Origin of the sequence: Kitasatospora sp. NPDC056184 (assembly GCF_042268405.1) — a bacterium.
Lineage (GTDB): Bacteria > Actinomycetota > Actinomycetes > Streptomycetales > Streptomycetaceae > Kitasatospora.
Map to the genome: position 1 here is coordinate 243,162 of NZ_JBHJUI010000006.1, position 21,950 is coordinate 265,111.

The window sequence follows — 21,950 nt, forward strand, 5'->3', positions numbered from 1 at the left end:
AGGGGAGGTACGGCATCGGCTACACCGCCACCAGGACGGCCAGCAGGACGACGCCGGCGAGCAGCGCGCTGAGGTAGGTCTGCGCGTTGCCGGTCTGGGCGAGCCGCACGGCGCGGCCGAGCAGGCCCGCCCCGGCGCCGGCGCCGCGCACGTACGTCTCCACGACCTCGCGGTCGAGGAAGCGGACGAGCCTGGCGGCGGCCTCGACCGGGCGGACGAACAGCGCGCTGTACAGCCGGTCGACGCCGAAGCCGTGCCGGGCCGGGCCGAACAGCGGGCCGAGCAGGGCGCGCCCGGGGTCGGCGACGACCACCTCGGCGGCCGGGGCTTCGTCCTGCCCGGGGACCCGGGCGGTGGCCGAGCGCCAGGCCCCGTAGGCCAGCAGCGCGCCGACCACGGCGAGGCCGGTGCCGATGACGGCGGTGACCGCGGAGGGCCGCAGCGAGCCGCCGTCCAGCAGCGCGGGCAGCCAGTCCGAGCGCAGGCCGGCGACGCCGAAGCCCATGGTCGGCACGGCCAGCACCCACAGCGGCCAGCGCATCGCGGGCGGCTCGGCGACGGCCGGGTCGGCCTCGTCGAGCTCGGGCGAGTACGGCGCGCCGGCCTCGTGGTCGGCAGCGACCGTGCCGCGGTCGGCGGCGGGCAGCACCGCGGGCGCCGCCGCGGCCGCGCCCGCCGGGCTGTGGAAGGCGACCAGGAACAGCCGGGCCGCGTACGCCGCCGTGAGCAGCGCGGTGAGTCCGGCCGAGATCAGCACGATCCAGCCGGCCGCCTGCGGCACCGCCGAGGCCGGGCCGAGGCCGTTGGTCAGCGCCTCGCCGTTGGCGGCGTGCTCGGCGGCGGTCAGCACCGCCTCCTTGCTGAAGAAGCCGGCGAACGGCGGCAGGCCGACCAGGGCGACCAGCGCGATGCCCATCGTCCAGTAGGCGTCCGGGACGCGCTTGCGCAGCCCGCGGATCCGGGACATCGCGGAGATCGAGTTGGTGTGCGCGGCGTGGATCACCACACCGGCCGCGAGGAACAGCAGCGCCTTGAACGCGCCGTGGCTGACCAGGTGGAAGACCGACGCCTCGCGGTCGCCGCTGGCCAGCGCGCCGGCCATGTAGCCGAGCTGGCCGACGGTCGAGTAGGCCAGGACCCGCTTGAGGTCGTCCTGGGCGAGCGCGCAGAGCGCCGAGCCGATCATCGTCACGGCGGCCATCACCGCCAGCACGACCAGCGCCGCGCCGGAGAGCAGGAAGACCGGCAGCAGCCGGGCCACCAGGTAGATGCCGGCCGCGACCATGGTGGCGGCGTGGATCAGCGCGGAGACCGGCGTCGGGCCGGCCATCGCGTCCGGGAGCCAGGTGTGCAGCGGGAACTGCGCGCTCTTGCCGGCCACCCCGGCCAGCAGCAGCAGCGCGACCAGCGTCGGTTGGCCGAGCCGCCCCTCGGTGGCGGCCCGCAGCACGTCCTCGATCCGGAAGCTCCCGGCGTCGGCGCCGAGCAGGAAGACGCCGAACAGGAACGGCACGTCGCCGAGCTTGGTGACCAGGAAGGCCTTGAGCGAGGCCGAGCGGGCGTCCTCGGTCTCCCAGTGGTGGCCGATCAGGAAGTACGAGCAGATGCCCATGACCTCCCAGCCGACCAGCAGCACGACCAGGTCGCCGGAGTAGACGACCAGGAACATCGCCGCCGTGAACAGCGAGACCAGCGCCGCGTACGAGGGGTAGCGCGGATCGTCCTTGAGGTACGCGGTCGAGTACACCTGCACGCAGGTGGCGACCAGGCCGACCAGCACCGAGATCAGCGAGCTGAAGCCGTCCAGGTGGATCGCGAGCGAGATGTCCGGGCCGCCGGTCGGGGTGAGCCGGGTGGCGGCGTCCAGCGTCCCGCCGGTGCCGAGCTGGAGCGCGACGACCAGCGCCAGCACCGCCGAGACGGCGACCGGCACGATCGCCAGCGGCCGGGCGAGGCCGGGTGCGCGCCGGCCGGTGGCCAGGGTGGCCGCCGCGCCGAGCGCGGGCAGCGCGGGGACGAGGGCGGGCAGGGCGAGGTTCATGCGGTGGCCCGGCCCTTCAGCGCCTCGGCTCCGACCGGCGCCTCCTCGGTATCGGCGGTGGACTCGGCCGGATCGCCGAGCGCGGTGGCCCGGTCGATGTCCGCGGTGCCCCGGGCCCGGAACAGCAGCAGGACGATGGCGAGCCCGAGGCCGATCTCGGCGGCGGCGACGGTGATGGTGAACAGGGTCAGCGCCTGCCCGGCGTGCAGCGAGTCGCGCAGCCAGGCGTCGAAGGCGACGAGGTTGAGGTTGACGGCGTTGAGCATCAGCTCGACGGACATCAGCACCAGGATGACGTTGCGGCGGGCGAGCACGCCGTAGACGCCGACGCCGAACAGCAGCGCGGCGAGGACGACGGGGTAGGCGAGGTGCATCAGCCCTCCTGCTCGGTGGTGGCCGGCGCGGGCGCGGACGAGGCCTCGGGCCCGGCCGCCGTCCCGACCGCCGGCTCGGCCTTGGGCGCGGTCTGCGCGACCGTCCCGTTGGAGCCCACCGGCCGGCCGGCCCGGAGCCGCCCGGCCCGGGGCGCCGGCACCCGCCGGCCGTTGCCGCGCGACAGCACGATCGCGCCGACCAGCGCGGCCAGCAGCAGCACCGAGAGCGCCTCGAAGGGCAGCACCCAGGTCCGGAACAGGCTCGCGCCGGTCACCGCCGCCGAGCCGCCGCCCGCGCCGAGGTCGATCCAGGACGTCCGGAAGGCGTCCACGACCAGCGTCACCAGCGTGCCGGCCGTGGCCAGCGCGACCACCAGGGCGACCCAGCGGTTCTTGGAGTCGGCGTCCGGCGAGCGCCCGATCGGCGCCTTGGTGAGCATCAGCCCGAAGAGCACCAGCACGACCACCGAGCCGAGGTAGATCAGCACCTGCACCCAGGCGATGAACTCGGCGGTGAGCAGCAGGAACTCCACCGCCAGCCCGCCGAGCGCGGCCACCAGCCAGAGCGCGGCGTGCACCAGCTGCTTGGTGGTGACGGCGACCAGGGCCGAGCCGAGCACGGCGATGCCGACCAGCAGGAAGACGATCTCCACCCCGGTCGGGGAGAGGAACGAGCGCGCGGCCGGGTCCAGCGACCCGGTCGCGGCGAGCAGGGTGGCGGTGCCCCTCACGCGTCACCACCGTCCTGCGCCGTCTCCGCTTCCTCCGCCGCCCTGGCCGCCGCGGCGACCAGCTTGTCGGCGGCCTTGCGCGCGGTGGCGATCTCCTTGGGCTCCTCGGCCGCCGGATCCAGCGCCGGCGGCACCGGCACCGTCCACATCCACTCCCGCAGCCGGTCCCGCTCGTGGGTCAGCTCCAGGATGTCGGTCTCCGCGTACTCGAACTCGGGCGACCAGAACAGCGCGTCGAACGGGCACACCTCGATGCAGATCCCGCAGTACATGCAGAGCGAGAAGTCGATGGCGAAGCGGTCCAGCACGTTGCGGGTGCGGGCGCGCGCGTTCGGGTCGGCGGCCGGCAGCGTCTCCTTGTGGGAGTCGATGTAGATGCACCAGTCCGGGCACTCGCGGGCGCAGAGCATGCAGACCGTGCAGTTCTCCTCCAGCAGCGCGATCACGCCGCGCGACCGCGGCGGGAGGACCGGCTGCACGTCGGGGTACTGCGCGGTGATGCTCTTCCTCGTCATCGTCCGCAGGGTGACGGCCAGGCCCTTGGCCAGGCCCGCACCGGGGAAACTCATGAGATCGCCACCTTGATGATGCCGGTGAGGGCCAGCTGGACGAGCGCGAGCGGGATCAGCACCGTCCACGCGAAGCGCATCAGCTGGTCCTCGCGCAGCCGGGGGTAGGTGACCCGCAGCCAGATCACCACGAAGGCCAGCGCGAAGGTCTTCAGCAGGGTCCACAGCCAGCCGAGCTGGTCCGGCAGCGGGCCGTGCCAGCCGCCGAGGAAGAGCACCGCGGTCAGCGCGGAGACCACCAGGATGCCCGCGTACTCGGAGAGCAGGAACAGCGCGAAGCGCAGCCCGGTGTACTCGGTGTACGCGCCGAAGATGATCTCGGAGTCGGCGACCGGCATGTCGAACGGCGGGCGCTGCAGCTCGGCCAGGCCGGCCGTGAAGAACACGAACCCGCCGATCAGCTGCCACGGGATCCAGTACCACTCCCAGGCGTCCATGATCCCGGTCAGCGAGAGCGTCCCGGCGGCCATCGCCACGGAGGCGGCGGCGAGCACCATCGGCAGCTCGTAGGACATCAGCTGCGCGGCCGTCCGCAGACCGCCGAGCAGCGAGAACTTGTTGGCCGAGGCCCAGCCGGCCATCAGCTTGCCGATCACGCCGACGCCCATCACGGCCAGCACGAAGAACAGGCCGGCGTCCACCGCCTGCCCGACGAAGCCGCCCGGTCCGACCGGGATCACCAGCAGCACCAGCAGGTACGGCAGCAGCGAGACGGCGGGCGCCAGCTGGAAGATCCGCCGGTCCGCGTCGGCCGGGACGATGTCCTCCTTCTGCGCGAACTTCACACCGTCCGCGATCAGCTGCGCCCAGCCGTGGAAGCCGCCGGCGTACATCGGGCCGAGGCGGCCCTGCATGTGCGCCATCACCTTGTGCTCGGTCTGGCCGATGACCAGGGGGAGGGTGAGGAAGACGACCAGCGTGGCGACGCAGCGCAGCACCGTGTCGAACAGGTTCACGCGCCGTCTCCGTCCTGGCCGGCCGACTCGGCCGGCGGCTCTTCCGTCTTCTCCTCGGCGGCGGGCTCTTCCCCGGCGGCCGGCTTCCCGGGCTCGTCGTGGGCCGGCACCGGGTTGTGCCACGGCGCGTCGGAGGACCGCGTCCGGGCGGGCGGCGCGGCGGCCTCGCCGGGCGCCTGGCTCGCCGACCCCTCGGAGACCGACCTGGTCCGCCGCGGCCGGTCGGCCCGCACCGCGGCGGCGCCCTCGCCGGCGGCGGCACCGGCGGCACCCGCCGCACGCGGCGTCCGGGCCGCACCCGCGGCCCCGGCCGCCCTGGCCCCGCGCGCGGGCCGCTCGGCGACCGGCGGCAGGGTGCCCTTGAGCGGTCCCCACTCGTTCGGGTCCGGCACCCCGGCCGGCTGCATCTTGCGCCGCGCCGGCCCGTCGCCGTGGTCGGACTCGCCCGGCTCCTTGGCGCCCGGCCAGGCCTTGGCGACCCGGGCCGCGAGCACGAACTCCTTGCGCAGCGGGTGCCCCTCGAAGCCGTCCGGCAGGAGCAGGGTGATCAGGTGGGGGTGCCCGGTGAAGTCGATGCCGAACATCTCGTGCGTCTCGCGCTCGTGCCAGCCTGCCCCGGCGTACACCGGGACGGCGGTCGGCAGCGCGGCCGCGTCGCGCGGCACCCGGGTGCGCAGCGCCAGGTGGCGCACGCCCGGGGCGTCGACGGCGGCGAGGTGGGCGACCACCGAGAAGCCCTCGGCGAGCTCGTCGACGGCGCTGAGCCAGTCGAAGAAGGTGAGGCCCAGGGTGTCCCGGGCGGCGGTGAGCGCCTCGATCCAGTGCTCCGCCGGCACCTCGACGGTGATCAGCCCGTACGCCTCGGCGCCGGTCGCCCACTCCCCGACCGACGCCGCGTACTGCTCGGCCGTGGTCACGAGACCCCTCCCTCGACGGAACCGGAGCCGGCCGCACCGGCGGCACCGGGCCCCGGCACCGGCGGACGCCGCAGCGCCGCCGCGGGCGCGGTGTAGCGGCCGGGCAGCGACTCGGCGGCGATCTTCTCCTGGAGCTTGAGGATGCCCTGGAGCAGCGCCTCCGGACGGGGCGGGCACCCGGGCACGTAGACGTCGACCGGGATGATCTGGTCGACGCCCTTGGTCACGGAGTAGGAGTCCCAGTAGGGCCCGCCGGAGTTGGAGCAGGCGCCGAAGGAGATGACGTACTTCGGCTCGGGCATCTGCTCGTAGAGCCGCTTGACGGCGGGCGCCATCTTGTCGGTCACCGTCCCCGAGACGATCATCAGATCGGCCTGTCGGGGGCCCGGCGCGAACGGGATGACACCCATCCGGATGAAGTCGTGCTTGGCCATCGACGCCGCGATGAACTCAATCGCGCAGCAGGCCAGGCCGAAGTTGAAGCACCACAGGCTGTAGCGCCGTCCCCAGTTGAGGACGACCTTCACCGGGTCCGGCGCCAGCCGGGCCAGCGGGCCGATGCCGCGCCGCTCGACGGCGGCACCGGGGCGCGACGGGTCCGGCACGCCCAGCGGAACCGGGCCGCCGGAGGCGCCGTGCCCGTGCGAGTGGGTGTGCGTCACGTCCATTCCAGAACGCCCTTCTTCCAGGCGTAGAGCAGTCCGACCGCGAGGAAGCCGATGAAGACGAACATCTCGACCAGCGTTCCGGCCCCGTACCCGGCGGAGGCGAAGACGGTCGCCCACGGGAACAGGTAGATCGCGTCGACCGCGAAGATCACGTACAGGAAGGCGTAGACGTAGTAGCGGATCTGGGTGTGCGCCCAGTCCTCCCCCACCGGGTCCACGCCGCACTCGTAGGCGAGGAGCTTCTCCGGCGAGTACACCACCGGCCGCAGCAGGCGGTTCGCGGTGAACGCCACCGTCACGAAGAGCACGCCGACGACGGCGAGCAGGCCGATCGCGGCGTACGCGTCGAAGTAGCCGCTGCCGGCCGCCGGGTCGGCCGCGACCGAAGCCGCCCGCTGCCCCACCATGCCTCGCCTCCACATCGGCCGCGGAACCCGCCCTCGGGGCGGCTCTACGACGTTCCTTTACACGTTCATAACCATCGCCAGTGCGTGAGTCTAAGTGCACGGCACCGGTGCCCCGCATCCTGCCCGCTCCGCAAGACACCCGATGGACAACCGGTGGACACCCGGCGCCCCGCGGCGTCACCCCGCGGACACCGGCGGGCAACAACCGCCGACGGCGCCCGGGGTGGGGATAACCCCCGCCCGGGGAGACGTATCACCCCCATGGCCCCACCCGCCCCCGACCGGCCAAGCTAGGGGACACAGCTGGACCGGAAAAAGGACGGTAGACCGAGATGAAGCGAACGGACCGCACGGCCGAGGGCGCCGAGCACACCTCGCTGTACGGCGCCCGGATGTGGCGACAGGCCGGGCGGCTGATGCTGAACCTGCCGCTCGGCATCGCCGGCTTCGTCTTCACGGTCGCGACGCTCTCGGTCGGCCTGGCCCTCTCGATCACCGTGGTCGGCCTGCCGCTGCTGGCCGCCGGCCTGGCCGGCTGCCGGTCGATGAGCGGCTTCGCCCGCCGCCGGGCCCGGACGCTGTACGGCTCCGAGGTGCACGAGCCGGAGCCCGTGCAGCGCCGCCGGCCGGGCATCACCGGCTACGCGATCGCCCACCTGACCGACGCGCTCTCCTGGCGCGCGGCCCTCTACAACGTGCTGATGCTGCCCTGGGGCGTGCTGAGCTTCGCGCTGACCACGGTCTTCGTACTGGTCGGCTGGCCGCTCCTGCCGTGGGCGATCCGCGCCCAGTCGGAGGTGGACCGGATGCTGGTGGAGACCCTGCTCTACCCGGGCGCCCTGTCCGAGCGGGTCCGCGAGCTGGAGGACGACCGCGGCACCGTGGTCGACACCGCCGCCGCCGACCTGCGCCGGATCGAGCGCGACCTGCACGACGGGGCCCAGGCCCGGCTGGTGGCGCTGGCGATGGACCTCGGCATGGCCAAGGAGCGGCTGCGGGAGACCGAGACGCCGGACGACGTGGCGGCCGCCGCGAAGATGGTCGACAACGCCCACGGCGAGGTGAAGCTGGCCCTGCAGGAGCTGCGCGACCTGGCCCGGGGCATCCACCCGGCGGTGCTCACCGACCGCGGACTGGACGCGGCGCTCTCCTCGGTGGCGGCGCGCTGCACGGTGCCGGAGGGGGTCAAGGTGAACGTCGACCTGAAGGCCCGGGACGGCAGCACCGACCGGCCGGACTCGGCGGTGGAGGGCATCGCCTACTTCACGGTCAGCGAGCTGCTGACCAACATCTCCAAGCACTCGGGCGCCCGCTCCGCCGCGGTGGACGTCTGGCGGGCCGACGACCAGCTGATGCTGCTGGTCCAGGACAACGGCAAGGGCGGCGCGGCCCCCTACCCGGGCAGCGGCCTGGGCGGCCTGGCCGAGCGGATCCGCGCGGTGGACGGGGTGTTCCTGGTGGAGAGCCCGGAGGGCGGGCCGACCACGGTGACCGTCGAGCTCCCCTGGCGGACCCGCGTCGCCCGCCGCTGACGGCGCCCCCCGATCCCGGACGGCGGACGGCCCCGCGGAACCCTTGCGCGGTTGTGCGGGCCGCCCGCCGTCCGGGGGCTGGTGGGGTCAGGGCGTTTCGAGGGTGCCGAGGGTGACGTCGGCGGTCTTGCTCTGGCCGTCCCGGGTGTAGGTGACGGTCACCTTGCTGCCCGGCGCGAGCGAGGCCAGCGCGGTGGTGAGCGAGTTCAGCGAGTCCACCGCAGTGTCGTCGATCCGGGTGATCACGTCCCCCACCTGGAGGCCCGCCGCGTCGGCCGGGCCGCCCGCCGCGACGGCGACCACCACGGCGCCGGCCGGGCGGAAGTTCTGGTCGAAGAAGGTCCGGGCGGTGATGCCGAGGGCGGCCCGGCCGGAGTTGGTGACCTTGCCGTCCTTGATCAGCTGGTCGGCGATGCTGGTCACGGTGGACGCCGGGATGGCGAAGCCGATGCCCGGGGCGGCGGCGCCGTTGGTCTGCGGCTCGGTGGCGGCCAGCGTGTTGATGCCGATCACCTGGCTGTCCAGGTTGACCAGCGCACCGCCGCTGTTGCCGGGGTTGATCGCGGCCGAGGTCTGCACCATGTTGCTGATGACGGCGCCCGGCGAGCCCTGGGTGGACGGCTCGGTGACGGTCCGGCCGGTGGCCGAGACGATGCCCTGGGTGACGCTGCTGGAGAGTCCGAGCGGGCTGCCCATGGCGAGGGTGATCTGGCCCAGCTCGACCTTGGTGGAGTCGCCGAAGGAGGCCGGCTTGAGGCCGTCCGGCGTGCTGCTCAGCTTGATCACCGCGAGGTCGGAGTCCGGGTAGCTGGCGACCAGCGCGGCGTCCAGCGGCTTGGTGCTGCCGGCCAGGGTGACGGTGAAGGTGGTGGCGGTGCCGACCACGTGGGCGTTGGTGACGATGTCGCCCTTGTCGTCGTAGACGATCCCGGAGCCGAGGCCGCTCGCGGTGGTGATCTGCACCACCGAGGGCAGCACGTCCTTGATCACCCGCAGGTAGTCGGACTGGAGCTGGTTGCCGCTGCCCGGCTGGGCGGTGGGGCTGGAGGCGGCCGCGGCGGAGGCGGCCTGGGAGCCGCTCTCCGTCGACGACGAGTCCGAGGACGAGCCGCCGCTGCACCCGGCCAGCACGAGCGCGGTCAGCACCGCGACGGCTCCCGGCGCGAGCAGCCGCCCGCCGGACGTCCCGGGCCCGGTCGGACGCGGTCCGGCCGGGATCGGTCGGGTGGGCTCCTTCTTGCGGTTCACCGTGACGGCCTCCGGATTCCTCAGCGCGCGGCCACGACGGGCCGCTCGGACGCGACGCAGAGATCTTTGTCAGCATTTCACCGATATGTCCGAATCCTCGGGTTCGACGCGCAGGGCCTAGGATCTCGGCCATGACTTGGTTGGTCACCGGTGGTGCCGGATACATCGGCAGGCACGTGGTGCGGCAGCTGGTGGCGGCGGGCGAGCGGGTCGTGGTGCTGGACGACCTCAGCACGGCCGCGCCCGGGGCCCGGCTGCCGGAGGACGTCCCGCTGATCGTCGGCTCCACCCTGGACCGGGCGGCCGTCGACGCGGCGCTGCGCGGGCACGGGGTGCGCGGCGTGCTGCACTTCGCCGCCAAGAAGCAGGTCGGCGAGTCGGTCGAGCGCCCGTTCCACTACTACCGGGAGAACCTCACCGGCCTGCAGAACGTCCTGGAGGCGGCCGTCGACGCCGGGGTCCGGCGCTTCCTGCTCTCCTCCTCCGCCGCCGTCTACGGCATGCCGGACACCGACCTGGTCACCGAGTCGGCCCCCTGCGCGCCGATGAACCCGTACGGGGAGACCAAGCTGGCGGGCGAGTGGCTGGTCGCCTCGGCCGGCCGGGCCCACGGCCTGTCCACCGTCTCGCTGCGCTACTTCAACGTGGCCGGGGCCGCCTCGCCGGAGCTCGCCGACGCGGGCGTCCACAACCTGGTCCCGATGGTCTTCGAGCGGCTCACCGCCGGCCGGGCGCCGCTGGTCTTCGGCGCCGACTACCCGACCCCGGACGGCACCTGCGTCCGCGACTTCATCCACGTCTCCGACATCGCCTCGGCGCACGTCGCGGCGACCCGCCGACTGGCCGCCGATCCGGCCGGGCGGACCCGGCTGACCCTGAACATCGGGCGCGGCGAGGGCGTCAGCGTCCGGGAGATGCTGGACGTGATCGGCGAGGTCACGGGGTACGACACCACCCCCGAGATCGCCCCGCGCCGCCCCGGCGACCCGGCCCGGGTGGTCGCCTCGGCCGAGCTGATCCACCGCGAGCTGGACTGGACCGCCCGGCACGGGGTCGAGGAGATGGTGGCCTCGGCCTGGGAGGGCTGGTGCGCCCGCCACCCCGGCGCCCGCCGCCCCGGGGCCCGCCACCCGGCCTGACGGGCCCCGCCCCGGCCCCCGGCCCGCCGCGCCTCAGTGCGAGGGCACCGCCGTGCCGTAGAAGGCGTCCAGCGCGTAGACGCAGCGGTCCTTGCTGCCGACGAAGACCTTCCCGCCGACCGCCACCGGCGAGCCGGTCAGCTCGCCCTTGGTGCCCAGCTCCCAGCGCAGCCGGCCGCTGGCCAGGTCCACCGTGTGCAGCGAGTGGTCCCGGCTGCCGAGGTGGACCAGCCCGTCGGCGACCGCCGGGGAGCCGACGATCTCGCCGCGCGCGGTGTACCGCCAGCGCTCCCGGCCGCTGCCCGCCTCGAACGCGTACAGCACCTCGCCGCTGCCGACCAGCACCATGCCGTCCCCGACCACCACCGGCTCGGCGCCCTGCCGGGTCCCGGTGGCCGCGCGCCAGCGGTCCCGGCCGGTGGCCGCGTCCAGCGCGTAGACGGTGCCCAGGTAGTCGACGACGTAGACCGCGTCGGCGTCCAGCGCCGGAGGGGTGAACAGCACCACCGGGGCCTCGAACCGCCAGCGCTCGGCGCCGCTCGCCGCGTCCAGCGCGTAGACCCGGGTGCCGGCCGTCACGTACAGCACGCCGGAGCGCTCGACCGGGCGGGAGGGCACGTCCTCGCCGACCGGGACCGACCAGCGCAGGCCGGAGCCGCGCGGGTCCACGCAGCGCAGCCGCCGGCCGCCGTAGTAGTACGCCGCGCCGCCCACCAGGGCGGGGCCGGACTGCGGGTTCTCGAACTCCTGCTGGGCGTCGTCGGCGCGCCAGAGCTCGGCGCCGCCGGCGGCCGAGCGCAGTTGGACGCCGCCGCCCCGGACGCCGCAGCAGAGCACCCCGTCGGCCGCGTCCAGCGAGTACACCCAGCCGTCCAGCGAGTGCCGCCAGCGCTCGGTGCCGTCCGCGACGTCCACCGTGTACAGGTGCGGGCCGTCGGCCGCGTGCACCCGGCCGGCGTCGACGGCGAGCGCCCAGGCGACGTCCCGGGTCTTGTAGCGGCGCTGCCCGGACGCGATGTCCAAGGCGTGCACCTCGAAGCTGGAGACGAACAGGGTCCCGTCGGCGACCACCGGGGTGCCCCAGACCTCGTTGGACATCCGGAACCGCCAGGGGCGCCAGCGGGCGGCGGGGGCCGGGGGCGGGGTGATCCGCCGGACCCAGTCGGTCTCGGCGGGCGGCGCGCCCGGGCCGGCCTGCTCGGCGCGCGGCCCCGGCCCTATCCGGACCGAGGCGCCGGGCAGCCGCACCTCGTCGCCCTCCTCGGCGACCGGCCGGCGGTGCCGGCTGGGGGCGGCCAGCTTCTCGGTGGCGGCCTCAGTGTCCGGTCCGGGCGGCGCGTGGTGCACCGGCCCGGCGGGCGCCGCGGCGTGCCCGGCGACCGCCCGGGTGCGCGGGTCGTCCTGGCCGGGGTGCGGCCGCGGGGCGGGCGGGTGCGGCGGGTGGTGCGGCACGGACTGCGGCGGCACGTGCTGCGGCGGGGCGGCCGGTGGCGGCTGGCGGCGGCCCCGCTTGCGCTCGATGAGGGCGAGCGCGTCGGGCGGCAGCCAGTCCCCGGCCTCGCCGGAGGCGTCGTCCCGGGAGAACAGGTGCGGGGCCAGTTCGACCTGGATCTGCTCCGGGGTCGGCCGGTGCTCCGGCGACGGCCGCATGCAGGCGCGCACCAGGTCGGCCAGCTCCGGCGGCAGGCCGGAGAGGTCGGGCTGGTCGCGCAGCAGCTGGAAGACCGTCTCCACCGGGTTGGCGCCCCGGTACGGCGGGTGGCCGGTGGCGCAGAAGACCAGCAGCGACCCGAGCGAGAAGACGTCGCTGGCGCCGGTGACGCCCCGGCTGTCCCGGGCCTGCTCCGGCGACATGTACGCCGGGGTGCCGACCGCGACGTTGGTCATGGTGAGCCGGGTGCTGGAGACCCCGGCGGCGATGCCGAAGTCGATCACCCGGGGTCCGTCCTCGACGACCAGGACGTTGGAGGGCTTGAGGTCGCGGTGGACCAGCCCGGCGGCGTGGATGGACTGCAGGGCCTCGGCGATGCCGGCCACCAGCCAGCGCACCGCCCCGGCCGGCAGCGGCCCGCACTCGGTGACCAGGTCCTCCAGGGACGGCGCCGGGACGTACGCGGTGGCCAGCCAGGGCACCCGGGCGTCGGCGTCGGCGTCGACCACGGCCGCCGTGTAGAAGCCGCCGACCGTCTTGGCGGCCGCGATCTCCCGCGCGAAACGGACCCGGAACAGCTCGTCCTCGGCCAGCTCCCCCCGGACGGTCTTGATCGCCACCCGCCGTCCGGACGCGGACCGCGCCAGGTAGACCAGGCCCATGCCGCCCGCCCCGAGCCGCCCCAGCACTTCGAAGGGCCCGATCCGCCTCGGATCGTGCGCCGTCAGCTGGTCCACCCGCTGCCACCTCCCCGTCTTGAGCACCGCCCGCGTGGTGCCGCGCACCCACCGCGTGGTGCCGGACCCGATTCTCCAATGCCGCCCGGCCCATCTCCAACCTCCCCCGCCCAGAGCGGTGTCCGCCCGGCGGGCGGGTCCACTGGCCGGTCAGCGGCAGCGGAACGGCTGGAATCTGACGTCCGCTCCGGCTCCGACTTGCACCCGACACGCCCGGGAGTGCCGAGAGGGGCAGGTCACACCGCCGATCCGATGGTCACGCTCCGTTACTCGATAACCCCTCAGCGAAGGCTTCGTCACCCTGTGGCGTCACCGGTGCACGGGGGGGCGTCAAGGGGGCCCGCAGAGGCCGATGAATATCCCTCCGAAGGGCCCGGAGCGGCTATACCAACCCCCGTGCGGAGTAATTGTCACATCACCGAATCGCGCCAAGATCGGGCCACGGTAAGCTGACGGCATGACAGGACAAGTTCGCACCGTCGACGGTCGCGTCGCCGGGCGACGCGGACAGGAGACGCGGCAGAAGCTGCTCGACTGCCTCCGCGAGATGCTCAGCACGTCGCCCTATCGGGACGTCAAGGTCATCGACGTCGCCCGTATGGCGGGTACCTCCCCCGCGACCTTCTACCAGTACTTCCCGGATGTCGAGGGCGCCGTCCTCGAAATCGCCGAGGAAATGGCCAAGGACGCCGACACGCTCAAAGAGCTGGTGGCCGGAAAGTCCTGGGCAGGGAAGTCCGGCACGGCCACTTCGGAAGAACTGGTCGACGGATTCCTCGCCTTCTGGCGCAAGAACGACGCCATTCTCCGCGTGGTCACGCTCGGTGCCGCAGAAGGGGACAAGCGGTTCTTCAAGATCCGCATGACCGTCCTCAACGCGGTCGCCAAGCCGCTCACGGAGGCCGTCAAGGAACTCCAGGCGAAGGGCCAGGCCGACAAGTCGCTGGATCCGGCCGCCGTCGCCGGGTCCCTGGTCTCGCTGCTCGCTTCGGCGGCCGAGCACCAGAAGGCCTTCACCTCCTGGGGCGTCAAGGTCAAGGACCTCAAGCCCAACCTCGCTCCCCTGGTGTACCTGGGCGTCACCGGCAAGAAGGCGCCCAAGTAGACCGATCCGCTTCGACCCCACCTTCCGCTTCGCGCGCGCCCCGGCCTCCTGTCCGGGGTACGACGGACGGCGGCCGTGTCCTCGGGGGAGGTCCGCCGACGGTCCGCAGCGCGCCACGACACGCCTGTGGGCGGTCACCCTCGACGGGTGACCGCCCACAGGCGTGTCAGCGGGAGTCGGACGGGGCCGGGGCCCCGGGAGGCCTCCGGGGCTCCCAGCGGGCTCCCAGCGGGGCCTCAGGGGGCCTCAGGGGCAGCGGACGACCTGTCCGGCGTACGCCAGGCCGCCGCCGAAGCCGAACAGCAGCACCGGGTCGCCGGGCGACAGCTCGCCGCGCTCGACCAGCTTGGAGAAGGCCAGCGGGACGGAGGCCGCCGAGGTGTTGCCGGAGTCCACGACGTCCCGGGCCACCACCGCGTCGGTGACCCCGAGCCGGGACGCGATCGCGTCGATGATCCGCAGATTCGCCTGGTGCGGCACGAAGCCCTTCAGCTCGGACGGGTCGATCCCGGCCCGCTCGCAGGCCTGCCGGGCCAGCGGGGCGATCTGGGTGGTCGCCCAGCGGAACACCGACTGGCCCTGCTGGCTGATCACCGGGTCCCAGCCGGTGATCACCACGGCGTCGCCCTTCTCCGGCTCCGAGCCCCAGACCACCGGGCCGATCCCCGGCTCGGCGCCCTCCTCCTGGGCCTCGACCAGCGCCGCGCCGGCGCCGTCACCGAAGATCACGCAGGTCGACCGGTCGGTCCAGTCGAGGGTGTCCGACATCCGCTCCGCGCCGATCACCAGCGCCGTCCGGGCCGCTCCGGCCCGGATCGCGTGGTCGGCGGTGGCCAGCGCGTAGGAGAAGCCCGAGCAGACCGTGTTGATGTCGTAGGCGGCCGGCGATCGCACACCGAGCCGGGCCGCGACGGCGGCGGCCGTGTTGGGGCTGCGTTCCACCGCGGTGCAGGTGGCGACCACGACCAGGTCGACCTCGGACGCCGACCGGCCGCTGTTGGCCAGCGCCTTCTGGGCCGCCTCGGTGGCGAGGTCGACGACGGTCTCGCCCTCCGCGATGTGCCGCGTCCGGATGCCCACCCGGCTGCGGATCCACTCGTCGTCGGTGTCGACCAGCTTCGCCAGGTCGTCGTTGGTGAGGACCTTGGGGGGCTGGTAGTGGCCGAGTGCCACGATGCGCGAACCGCTCATACTGCCCACTCAACCCGGTTACCCGCTGGTCAGCGGGTCGCGACCGGCTACAGGATCCGTGCCGGGATGCTGTAGGAGGCCGACAAGGACCGTTGCGGCAGACGGGTCGTGGAATCCGCCCGGAGGCGGCACACGAGGGAATCGTCCGGCCCGGCGGGGCGGTCAGACCGCCAGCGAGGCCGCGTCGCCCATCACGATCACCGGGCGGGCGCCGGGGTCCAGGGTACGGATCAGCTGGGCCATCTTGTCCTCCGGGACGGACACGCAGCCGTGCGTCGGACCGCCGTGGTCGACGTGGATCCAGATCCCGCCGCCCTTGGTCGAGCCGTTCGGGCGGCGCGGGTCCAGCGGCGAGTTGCCCGGCACCCGGTTGTAGTCGATCGCGACGACGTAGTCGAAGGAGCCGGCCAGCTGCTCGCCGGCGAAGCCCGTCCCGGAGACCACGAAGTTCGCGTCCTTGTCGTAGGGCAGCCGGCTGCCCGGGTCGGCCTTGCGGCCGCCGGCGTCGGTCAGCGAGAAGACGCCGATCGGACTGCGCAGGTCGCCCTCGTTGTGGTCGGTGGTCCAGCCCTTGAACGCGTTGTGGCCCTGCCAGGTCTCGCCGTGCAGCCAGTGGCCCTCGGGGGTGCGGGTCCACAGCGTGACGCTGGTCCGGTTGGCGTCCTTGCCCTCGCCGGTGGCCACCACCACCTGGTTGGTGTCGGCGGGTATCCGGCCGGCGAAGCCGGGGCCGAGGCCCGGGATCGCCTCGACCGAACCGTCGGCGCGGGCCTCGCTGCGGCCCGCGGCGGGGGTCTCGGTCTGCCGGTCGTCGGCGGCCCGGGCGGCCGGGGCGGCGGTCGGCGAGGCCTGGTCGGCCGCCGGCTGCGCGGCGGGGCGGTCCGGGGCGCCGGCGCCCTCCGGACCGGGGCCGTCGGCGGTGGTCACACCGGGCTTGGCGGCGTCCTCCCCGACGGTGTACCAGCCGGCGGCGGCCGCCAGCAGCAGGGCGGTGCCGGCCACGGCGACCCGGCCGGTGCGCTTCTTCTTGGGCTTGCGCCGGTGGCCCCGGGCGGCCGCGCGGCCACCGGCCGGCGCGGCGGCGCGCCGCTGCCCCGGGAGCGGCGCCGGCGACGGCTCCGGCCGGAACTCCGGTTCGACGGGGTACGTCTGGAACGGCTGGTCGTAGACGTCGTGCTCGGCCAGGCTCCGGTAGCCGTACCCGGGGTCCTGCCCCTCGTACAGCGGGCCGTCGTCCTCCTGGTGGCCGCCGTACGGCTGCGGCGGAGCGCCGTGGGGCGGCTGCTGCGCCTCGTACGACTGCTGCGGCACCTCGTACACCGGCTCGTACGACGGGTACGGGGAGGTGCGACGGTGACCGGACATGTGGCCGATCCTGCCAAACGGAGGACGGGTTGCGAAAGCCGGGGTCCTGTGCGGGCCCCGTGAAGAAGCCGCCGCCCGGGCCCGGGCGGCGGCCCGTGGTCGGAGGTCCGGTCAGAGGCGCATCGCCTGCGGGGTCTCCCGGCGGGTCAGGTCGGGGCCGTCGTACTCGCGGATGATCTCGTAGCGGGTGTTGCGCTCCACCGGGCGGAAGCCGGCGTCCCGGATCAGGCCGAGCAGGTCCTCGCGGCCCAGCTTGTTCGGGGTGCCGAAGTTGTCCGCGTCGTGGGTGATCTTGTACTCGACCACCGAGCCGTCCATGTCGTCCGCACCGTGGCTGAGCGCCAGCTGGGCGGTGGTGACGCCGTGCATCACCCAGAAGACCTTGACGTGCGGCACGTTGTCGAACAGCAGCCGGGAGACCGCGAAGGTCTTCAGCGCCTCGGCGCCGGTGGCCATCTCGGTGCGCGCCATCAGCTTGTTGCGCACCACGCCGTCCTTGGAGTCGTGGAAGTCGTGCTGGTAGCGCAGCGGGATGAAGACCTGGAAGCCGCCGGTCTCGTCCTGCAGCTCACGCAGCCGCAGCACGTGGTCCACCCGGTGGCGGGGCTCCTCGATGTGGCCGTACAGCATGGTGGCCGGCGTCTTGAGTCCCTTGCTGTGGGCGAGCCGGTGGATCCGCGACCAGTCCTCCCAGTGGGTGTCGTGGTCGACGATGTGCTGGCGGACCTCCCAGTCGAAGATCTCCGCGCCGCCGCCGGTCAGCGACTCCAGGCCGGCGTCGATCAGCTCGTCGAGGATCTCGTCGGCGGGCAGGCCGCTGATCCGCTCGAACCAGTGGATCTCGGTGGCGGTGAAGGCCTTCAGCGAGACGTTCGGCAGCGCCGCCTTCAGCTCCCGCAGCGAGCGCGGGTAGTAGCGCCACGGCAGGGTGGGGTGCAGGCCGTTGACGATGTGCAGCTCGGTGAGGGAGTCGACCTCCATCGCCTTGGCGAGCCGGACGGCCTCCTCGATGCGCATCGTGTAGGCGTCCTTCTCGCCCGGCTTGCGCTGGAACGAGCAGTACGCGCAGGACGCGTTGCACACGTTGGTCATGTTGAGGTGGCGGTTGACGTTGAAGTGGACGACGTCGCCGTTCTTCCGCGTCCGCACGTGGTGGGCGAGGCCCCCCAGCCAGGCCAGGTCGTCGCTCTCGTAGAGCGCGATCCCATCCTCCCGGGTCAGCCGCTCCCCCGCGTAGACCTTCGCCTCCAGCTCGCGCTTGAGCCCTGCGTCCATGCGGTGCCCCGCCTCCTCCGACTTCGAATCCTTGCCGGAACGAGCGTACGCCCCCGCGTGGGGCGGTTCGCGGGCAGCCGCCCCCGGGCGGGTCAGCCGGCGAGCAGCTCCGCCAGCAGCGCCGGCTCGATGTTTCCGCCGCTCACCACGGCCGCCACGGCCCGCCCGCCGATCTCGGCGGCCCGGTGGAAGTACGCGGCCGGGGCGACCGCGCCGGACGGCTCGGCCACGATCCGCCCGCGCCGGGCCAGCAGGGCCACCGTGGCGCGGATCTCGTCCTCGGTGACGGTGACGATGTCGTCCACGTAGGCGAGGAGGTGCTCGTACGGCAGCACGCCCACCGAGGGGGTGCGCAGGCCGTCGGCGATCGTCCGGTAGGTGTCGGCGACCGGCCAGGTGATCCGCTCGCCGGCCCGCAGGCTGGCCCGGGCGTCGGCGGCCAGCTCGGGTTCGACGCCGATCACCCGGATGCCCGGGCGGGTCAGCTTGAGCGCGGCCGCCGTGCCGCCGATCAGCCCGCCGCCGCTGACCGGGACGAGCACGGTGTCCAGCTCCGCCGGGGCGTCCTCGGCGATCTCCAGGCCGACCGTGCCCTGGCCCGCGATGATGAACGGGTCGTCGTACGGCGGCACCCAGACGTAGCCGTGCCGCTCGGCCAGCTCGGCGGGCACGGTGTCCCGCTCCTCCGGCGCGACCAGCAGCACCTCGGCGCCGAAGGACCGGGTGGCGTCGACCTTGACCGCCGGGGAGGTGTCCGGCATCACGATCACGGCCTTGATCCCGAGCAGCCCCGCGGCGTACGCCACCGCCTGCGCGTGGTTGCCGCTGGACTGGGCGACCACGCCGCGGGCGCGCTCCTCGCCGCTCAGCGCGGCGAGCCGGTTGTACGCCCCGCGGGCCTTGAACGCGCCGGTCGGCTGGAGGTTCTCCGGCTTGAGCCAGAGCCGGCGCTCGCCGTCCGCCGCCCAGGGGGCGGGGACCAGCGGGGTGCGCACCGCGACGCCCGCGATCCGCTCCCGGGCCGCGCGCAGTTCCTCCAGACCGACCAGTGCCATACCGCCACTCCCCCGTGCGTCGCTCGTTCGCGTTACCGCGTTACCGCGTTACCGCGTTACTCGGCCTCGGCGAGCGGCAGCTCGCTGACCCGGCTCTCCCACTTCGTGGAGAGTACGACGGTCGTCCGGGTGCGGGCCACACCCTTCGTGCCCGAGATCCGCTTCACCACCGACTCCAGGCCCTCGACGTCCGGCACCCGGACCTTGAGCATGTACGAGTCGTCACCGGCGATGAACCAGCAGTCCTCGACCTCGCCGAGGTCCTTGAGCCGGAACGCGACGTCCTCGTGGTCCGCCGCGTCGGTCAGCTGGAGGCCGATCAGGGCCGTGACCCCGAAACCGAGCGAGGCCGGGTTGACCGTCGCCCGGTAGCCGGTGATGACACCGGCCTGCTCCAGCCGGTTGATGCGGTCCGTGACGCTCGGGCCGGAGAGGCCGACCAGCCGGCCCAGCTCGGCGTAGGAGGCGCGGCCGTTCTCCCGCAGCGCCTGGATGAGCTGTCTGTCCACCGTGTCCATATACCGTCCGCGTCCTTCCGAACCTCGCCAGACCCACAGATCATTATCCGGATTCAAAGGCGCCGTGCTCGGACCAACCCGGATATCGCAGAGAACATACTCTCCCGTCCTGCGGTATCTCACTCCCCCTCAGCCCGACCGTTCGGCCGCGCGCGCCGCCGCGCCCAACTCGCCCTCCCAGCGGCGGTACAGCGTGTGCGGCACGCCGACCGCGTCCAGCACCCGTCCGGCGACGAAACCGACCAGCTCGCCGACGGTGGAGCCGCCGGCGTAGAACCCGGGCGAGGCGGGGAGCACGACCGCGCCCTGCGCGTCCAGCTCCACCAAGTGCTTCAACGTCACCCCGTTGAGTGGTGTCTCGCGGACGCAGACGACCAGCGGACGCCGCTCCTTGAGGGTGACGCTGGCCACCCGCTGGAGCAGGTCCTTGCTGAGGCCGAGCGCGATCCCGGCCACCGCGCCGGTGGTCGCCGGGACGACCAGCATCCCCTTGGCGGGGTACGAGCCGCTGGACGGGCCCGCCGCGAAGTCCCCGGCCGGCCAGTACCGGACGTCGTCCAGCCCGTCCGCCGCCCCGTCCGCCGTCGCGCCCGCCGGCCCGTCCTGCCCGAACCGCAGCCAGGCGGCCAGGTCGGTGCGCCAGTGCGCGTCCCGGAAGGCGATGCCGGTCTCGTCGAGGATCGTCAGCCGGGCCGCGCGGCTGACCACCAGGTCGACCGACTCGCCGGCGGCGAGGAGGGCGCGGATCACCGCGACGGCGTACGGGGTGCCGGACGCGCCGGAGACCCCCACGACCCAGGGACGGCGGACGGGCTGTTCAGGCTTTTCCATAGTGGTTACTTTCTATCCCCACTCCGCCCCTCACTCCGCCCCGGCCCGCCCTGCGAGGATGGGCGGCATGGCCACCCTCGTCGACCTCACCCACCAGGTGACCACCGCGATGCCGGTCTACCCCGGCGATCCGGCCGTCCTCCTGGAGCCCGCCCTCACCACCGCCACCGCCGGGGTGAACGTGCTCGCCCTGCACCTCGGTTCGCAGTCCGGCACCCACGTGGACGCGCCGTACCACGTCGACGTCACCTGGCCGACGCTGGACGGCCTGCCGCTGGAGCGGTTCACCGGCTCGGCGGTCATCGCCGACCTGCGCGGACTGGAGCCGCGCGCCGCCATCACCGCCGAGCAGCTCGCCCCCGCGCTGGAGCGGGCCGGCGAGGGCACCGTCCTGCTGCTCGCCACCGGCTGGACCCGGCACTGGGGCACCGACGCCTACCTCGCCCACCCGAGCCTGACCGCGCGGGCCGCCGAGGCGATCGTCGCCGCCGGGGTGCGCACGGTCGGGGTGGACGCGCTCAGCGTCGACCCGACGCCCGACCCGGGCCCGGGCGACCCGGCGGTCGCCGCGCTGCTCGCCGACCTCACCGACGAGCACGACCGGCCGGCCGCCGAGGAGCCGACGCTGGCGGCCCACCGGGTGCTGCTCGGGGCGCCGGGCGGCGGGGTGATCGCGGAGAACCTGACCGATCTGCGGCCGCTGCTGGCGGCGCAGGAGGCCGGCCGGCCGGTCGAGGTGTCGCTCTTCCCGCTGCGGCTGGTGGCGGCGGACGGGGCACCGGTGCGGGCGGTCGCCCGGCTGGGGTGAGCCACCGGGGCCACCCCCTTGCCACACCGGCCACTTGGTCTAGACCATCATCGGCGGGCGGCGGTACGCTGTCCGGCCATGGCAGAGATCATCGGAGTCGTCGAGCAGCTCTGGCGCTACCCCGTGAAGTCCACCGGCGGCGAGCGGCTCGACTCCGTCGAGGTGGACGACCGCGGGCTCGCGGGCGATCGCCTCTACGCCGTGCGCGACGCCGGCGGCAAGCTCGGCTCCGGCAAGAACACCCGCCGGTTCCGGCGGATGGACGGCCTGCTCCGCCTCTCCGCAAGGCTCGGCCACCGGCTCGACGGCCCCGAGCTGCTCGACCCGCTCGGCCGACCGGTCGTCGACCCGACCGCCTTCCTCCGCGCCTACCTGCAGCGCGAGGACGTCGAGCTCGCCCGCGAGGACGCCGTCTCGCACTTCGACCAGCTCCCGGTCAGCGTGCTCACCACCGCCACCCTGGACTGGGTCGCCGAGGCCGCGCCGTCCGCCGTGGTGGACGTCCGCCGGTTCCGCCCGAACGTCCTGCTGCGCACCCCGCCGGGCACCCCGCCGTTCGTCGAGGACGACTGGTTCGGCCGCGAGGCGCACGGCTCCGCGCGCTCCGGCGCCCGGCTCGCCTTCGTCCGCTCCAGCGAGCGCTGCGCGATGACCACCGCCGCCCAGCCCGGACTGCCGCACGCCCCGGAGATCCTCAAGGCGCTCGCGCAGTTCCACGACTCCCGCCTGGACGCCCTCGCCGAGGTCGCCGCCCCCGGCCGCCTCACGGTCGGGGACACGCTGACCCTGGCCTGACCCCTCCTCCCGCGCCTTCCGGAGCGCCCGTCAATTC

Annotated in this window: 21 protein-coding genes; 5 read left to right on the top strand and 16 right to left on the bottom strand. The window is 74.0% G+C overall.

The genetic code is table 11. From position 1 onward, the window contains the following. Positions 1–19: 19 nt before the first annotated feature. From ACFC0B_RS15130 to ACFC0B_RS15165, 8 genes are read right to left on the bottom strand one after another with little or no spacing between them, the layout of a single operon-like run. Positions 20–2,041 (bottom strand): NADH-quinone oxidoreductase subunit L, encoded by a 2,022-nt coding sequence (locus ACFC0B_RS15130; RefSeq protein ID WP_376086249.1) that lies wholly within the window; start codon positions 2,039–2,041, stop codon positions 20–22. Further along, complete coding sequence (gene nuoK / locus ACFC0B_RS15135; RefSeq protein WP_376086250.1) at positions 2,038–2,415, bottom strand: NADH-quinone oxidoreductase subunit NuoK; 378 nt, start codon at positions 2,413–2,415, stop codon at positions 2,038–2,040. The genes ACFC0B_RS15130 and nuoK overlap by 4 nt, the downstream gene beginning before the upstream one ends. After that, on the bottom strand, positions 2,415–3,146 hold the full coding sequence (locus tag ACFC0B_RS15140) for an NADH-quinone oxidoreductase subunit J (protein WP_376086251.1): 732 nt from the start codon (positions 3,144–3,146) through the stop codon (positions 2,415–2,417). The genes nuoK and ACFC0B_RS15140 overlap by 1 nt, the downstream gene beginning before the upstream one ends. Beyond that, positions 3,143–3,715: a NuoI/complex I 23 kDa subunit family protein gene (locus ACFC0B_RS15145; RefSeq protein WP_376086252.1), complete on the bottom strand. Its 573-nt coding sequence runs from the start codon at positions 3,713–3,715 to the stop codon at positions 3,143–3,145. The genes ACFC0B_RS15140 and ACFC0B_RS15145 overlap by 4 nt, the downstream gene beginning before the upstream one ends. Then, positions 3,712–4,671 carry an NADH-quinone oxidoreductase subunit NuoH gene (gene nuoH, locus ACFC0B_RS15150; RefSeq protein WP_376086253.1) on the bottom strand — a complete coding sequence of 320 codons (960 nt, stop codon included), beginning with the start codon at positions 4,669–4,671 and terminating at the stop codon, positions 3,712–3,714. The genes ACFC0B_RS15145 and nuoH overlap by 4 nt, the downstream gene beginning before the upstream one ends. Further along, positions 4,668–5,588, bottom strand: coding sequence for an NADH-quinone oxidoreductase subunit C (locus ACFC0B_RS15155; RefSeq protein ID WP_376086254.1), 921 nt, complete (start codon positions 5,586–5,588; stop codon positions 4,668–4,670). Before ACFC0B_RS15155 ends, nuoH begins: the two co-directional genes overlap by 4 nt. After that, positions 5,585–6,256 (bottom strand): NADH-quinone oxidoreductase subunit B, encoded by a 672-nt coding sequence (locus ACFC0B_RS15160; RefSeq protein ID WP_376086255.1) that lies wholly within the window; start codon positions 6,254–6,256, stop codon positions 5,585–5,587. Before ACFC0B_RS15160 ends, ACFC0B_RS15155 begins: the two co-directional genes overlap by 4 nt. Continuing rightward, a complete protein-coding gene (locus tag ACFC0B_RS15165; RefSeq protein ID WP_376086256.1) occupies positions 6,247–6,663 on the bottom strand; it encodes an NADH-quinone oxidoreductase subunit A in 417 nt (138 codons plus the stop codon). The genes ACFC0B_RS15160 and ACFC0B_RS15165 overlap by 10 nt, the downstream gene beginning before the upstream one ends. 332 nt (positions 6,664–6,995) lie before the next feature. Here ACFC0B_RS15165 and ACFC0B_RS15170 point away from each other — a divergent pair, with 332 nt between their 5' ends. Beyond that, entirely contained in the window at positions 6,996–8,195 is a 1,200-nt protein-coding gene (locus tag ACFC0B_RS15170) for a sensor histidine kinase (protein ID WP_376086257.1), read from the top strand. 87 nt (positions 8,196–8,282) lie between these two features. Here the strand turns inward: ACFC0B_RS15170 and ACFC0B_RS15175 are convergent, their stop codons facing one another. Next, positions 8,283–9,365 carry a S1C family serine protease gene (locus tag ACFC0B_RS15175; protein ID WP_376086387.1) on the bottom strand — a complete coding sequence of 361 codons (1,083 nt, stop codon included), beginning with the start codon at positions 9,363–9,365 and terminating at the stop codon, positions 8,283–8,285. 209 nt (positions 9,366–9,574) lie between these two features. Here ACFC0B_RS15175 and galE point away from each other — a divergent pair, with 209 nt between their 5' ends. Continuing rightward, positions 9,575–10,582, top strand: coding sequence for a UDP-glucose 4-epimerase GalE (galE, locus tag ACFC0B_RS15180; protein WP_376086258.1), 1,008 nt, complete (start codon positions 9,575–9,577; stop codon positions 10,580–10,582). Positions 10,583–10,615: 33 nt separating this feature from the next. Here galE and ACFC0B_RS15185 read toward each other — a convergent pair whose 3' ends face one another. After that, entirely contained in the window at positions 10,616–12,970 is a 2,355-nt protein-coding gene (locus ACFC0B_RS15185) for a serine/threonine-protein kinase (RefSeq protein WP_376086388.1), read from the bottom strand. A gap of 457 nt (positions 12,971–13,427) precedes the next feature. On the opposite strand from ACFC0B_RS15185, the gene ACFC0B_RS15190 reads away from it, so the two are divergent. Next, positions 13,428–14,075 carry a TetR family transcriptional regulator gene (locus ACFC0B_RS15190; RefSeq protein WP_266311629.1) on the top strand — a complete coding sequence of 216 codons (648 nt, stop codon included), beginning with the start codon at positions 13,428–13,430 and terminating at the stop codon, positions 14,073–14,075. Positions 14,076–14,321: 246 nt separating this feature from the next. Here the strand turns inward: ACFC0B_RS15190 and ACFC0B_RS15195 are convergent, their stop codons facing one another. The 6 genes from ACFC0B_RS15195 to ACFC0B_RS15220 form a co-directional block, all read right to left on the bottom strand. After that, on the bottom strand, positions 14,322–15,266 hold the full coding sequence (locus ACFC0B_RS15195; protein ID WP_376086259.1) for a beta-ketoacyl-ACP synthase III: 945 nt from the start codon (positions 15,264–15,266) through the stop codon (positions 14,322–14,324). A 162-nt stretch (positions 15,267–15,428) separates the two neighbouring features. Further along, the gene (locus ACFC0B_RS15200; protein WP_376086260.1) at positions 15,429–16,631 is read right to left on the bottom strand and encodes a L,D-transpeptidase family protein; all 1,203 of its coding nucleotides are present in this window, start codon (positions 16,629–16,631) and stop codon (positions 15,429–15,431) included. A gap of 111 nt (positions 16,632–16,742) precedes the next feature. After that, a complete protein-coding gene (gene mqnE, locus ACFC0B_RS15205; protein ID WP_376086261.1) occupies positions 16,743–17,906 on the bottom strand; it encodes an aminofutalosine synthase MqnE in 1,164 nt (387 codons plus the stop codon). Positions 17,907–17,998: 92 nt separating this feature from the next. Beyond that, entirely contained in the window at positions 17,999–18,961 is a 963-nt protein-coding gene (locus ACFC0B_RS15210; protein WP_376086262.1) for a threonine/serine dehydratase, read from the bottom strand. A gap of 56 nt (positions 18,962–19,017) precedes the next feature. After that, positions 19,018–19,479: an Lrp/AsnC family transcriptional regulator gene (locus ACFC0B_RS15215; RefSeq protein WP_376086263.1), complete on the bottom strand. Its 462-nt coding sequence runs from the start codon at positions 19,477–19,479 to the stop codon at positions 19,018–19,020. A gap of 129 nt (positions 19,480–19,608) precedes the next feature. Next, positions 19,609–20,310 (bottom strand): UbiX family flavin prenyltransferase, encoded by a 702-nt coding sequence (locus ACFC0B_RS15220; RefSeq protein WP_376086264.1) that lies wholly within the window; start codon positions 20,308–20,310, stop codon positions 19,609–19,611. A gap of 67 nt (positions 20,311–20,377) precedes the next feature. Between ACFC0B_RS15220 and ACFC0B_RS15225 the strand changes: the two genes are divergently transcribed. Next, positions 20,378–21,118, top strand: coding sequence for a cyclase family protein (locus ACFC0B_RS15225; RefSeq protein ID WP_376086265.1), 741 nt, complete (start codon positions 20,378–20,380; stop codon positions 21,116–21,118). A gap of 78 nt (positions 21,119–21,196) precedes the next feature. After that, on the top strand, positions 21,197–21,913 hold the full coding sequence (locus ACFC0B_RS15230; protein ID WP_376086266.1) for an MOSC domain-containing protein: 717 nt from the start codon (positions 21,197–21,199) through the stop codon (positions 21,911–21,913). Positions 21,914–21,950 lie beyond the last annotated feature (37 nt).

Excerpts from the sequence above, each read along its gene's own strand:
- ACFC0B_RS15160 (WP_376086255.1), bottom strand. The coding sequence starts at position 6,256 with ATGGACGTGACGCACACCCACTCGCACGGGCACGGCGCCTCCGGCGGC.
- ACFC0B_RS15165 (WP_376086256.1), bottom strand. The coding sequence starts at position 6,663 with ATGGTGGGGCAGCGGGCGGCTTCGGTCGCGGCCGACCCGGCGGCCGGC.
- ACFC0B_RS15145 (WP_376086252.1), bottom strand. The coding sequence starts at position 3,715 with ATGAGTTTCCCCGGTGCGGGCCTGGCCAAGGGCCTGGCCGTCACCCTG.
- ACFC0B_RS15170 (WP_376086257.1), top strand. The coding sequence starts at position 6,996 with ATGAAGCGAACGGACCGCACGGCCGAGGGCGCCGAGCACACCTCGCTG.
- ACFC0B_RS15220 (WP_376086264.1), bottom strand. The coding sequence starts at position 20,310 with ATGGAAAAGCCTGAACAGCCCGTCCGCCGTCCCTGGGTCGTGGGGGTC.
- ACFC0B_RS15210 (WP_376086262.1), bottom strand. The coding sequence starts at position 18,961 with ATGGCACTGGTCGGTCTGGAGGAACTGCGCGCGGCCCGGGAGCGGATC.
- ACFC0B_RS15215 (WP_376086263.1), bottom strand. The coding sequence starts at position 19,479 with ATGGACACGGTGGACAGACAGCTCATCCAGGCGCTGCGGGAGAACGGC.
- ACFC0B_RS15230 (WP_376086266.1), top strand. The coding sequence starts at position 21,197 with ATGGCAGAGATCATCGGAGTCGTCGAGCAGCTCTGGCGCTACCCCGTG.
- ACFC0B_RS15195 (WP_376086259.1), bottom strand. The coding sequence starts at position 15,266 with ATGAGCGGTTCGCGCATCGTGGCACTCGGCCACTACCAGCCCCCCAAG.
- ACFC0B_RS15225 (WP_376086265.1), top strand. The coding sequence starts at position 20,378 with ATGGCCACCCTCGTCGACCTCACCCACCAGGTGACCACCGCGATGCCG.
- nuoK (WP_376086250.1), bottom strand. The coding sequence starts at position 2,415 with ATGCACCTCGCCTACCCCGTCGTCCTCGCCGCGCTGCTGTTCGGCGTC.
- ACFC0B_RS15190 (WP_266311629.1), top strand. The coding sequence starts at position 13,428 with ATGACAGGACAAGTTCGCACCGTCGACGGTCGCGTCGCCGGGCGACGC.
- mqnE (WP_376086261.1), bottom strand. The coding sequence starts at position 17,906 with ATGGACGCAGGGCTCAAGCGCGAGCTGGAGGCGAAGGTCTACGCGGGG.
- galE (WP_376086258.1), top strand. The coding sequence starts at position 9,575 with ATGACTTGGTTGGTCACCGGTGGTGCCGGATACATCGGCAGGCACGTG.
- ACFC0B_RS15130 (WP_376086249.1), bottom strand. The coding sequence starts at position 2,041 with ATGAACCTCGCCCTGCCCGCCCTCGTCCCCGCGCTGCCCGCGCTCGGC.
- ACFC0B_RS15200 (WP_376086260.1), bottom strand. The coding sequence starts at position 16,631 with ATGTCCGGTCACCGTCGCACCTCCCCGTACCCGTCGTACGAGCCGGTG.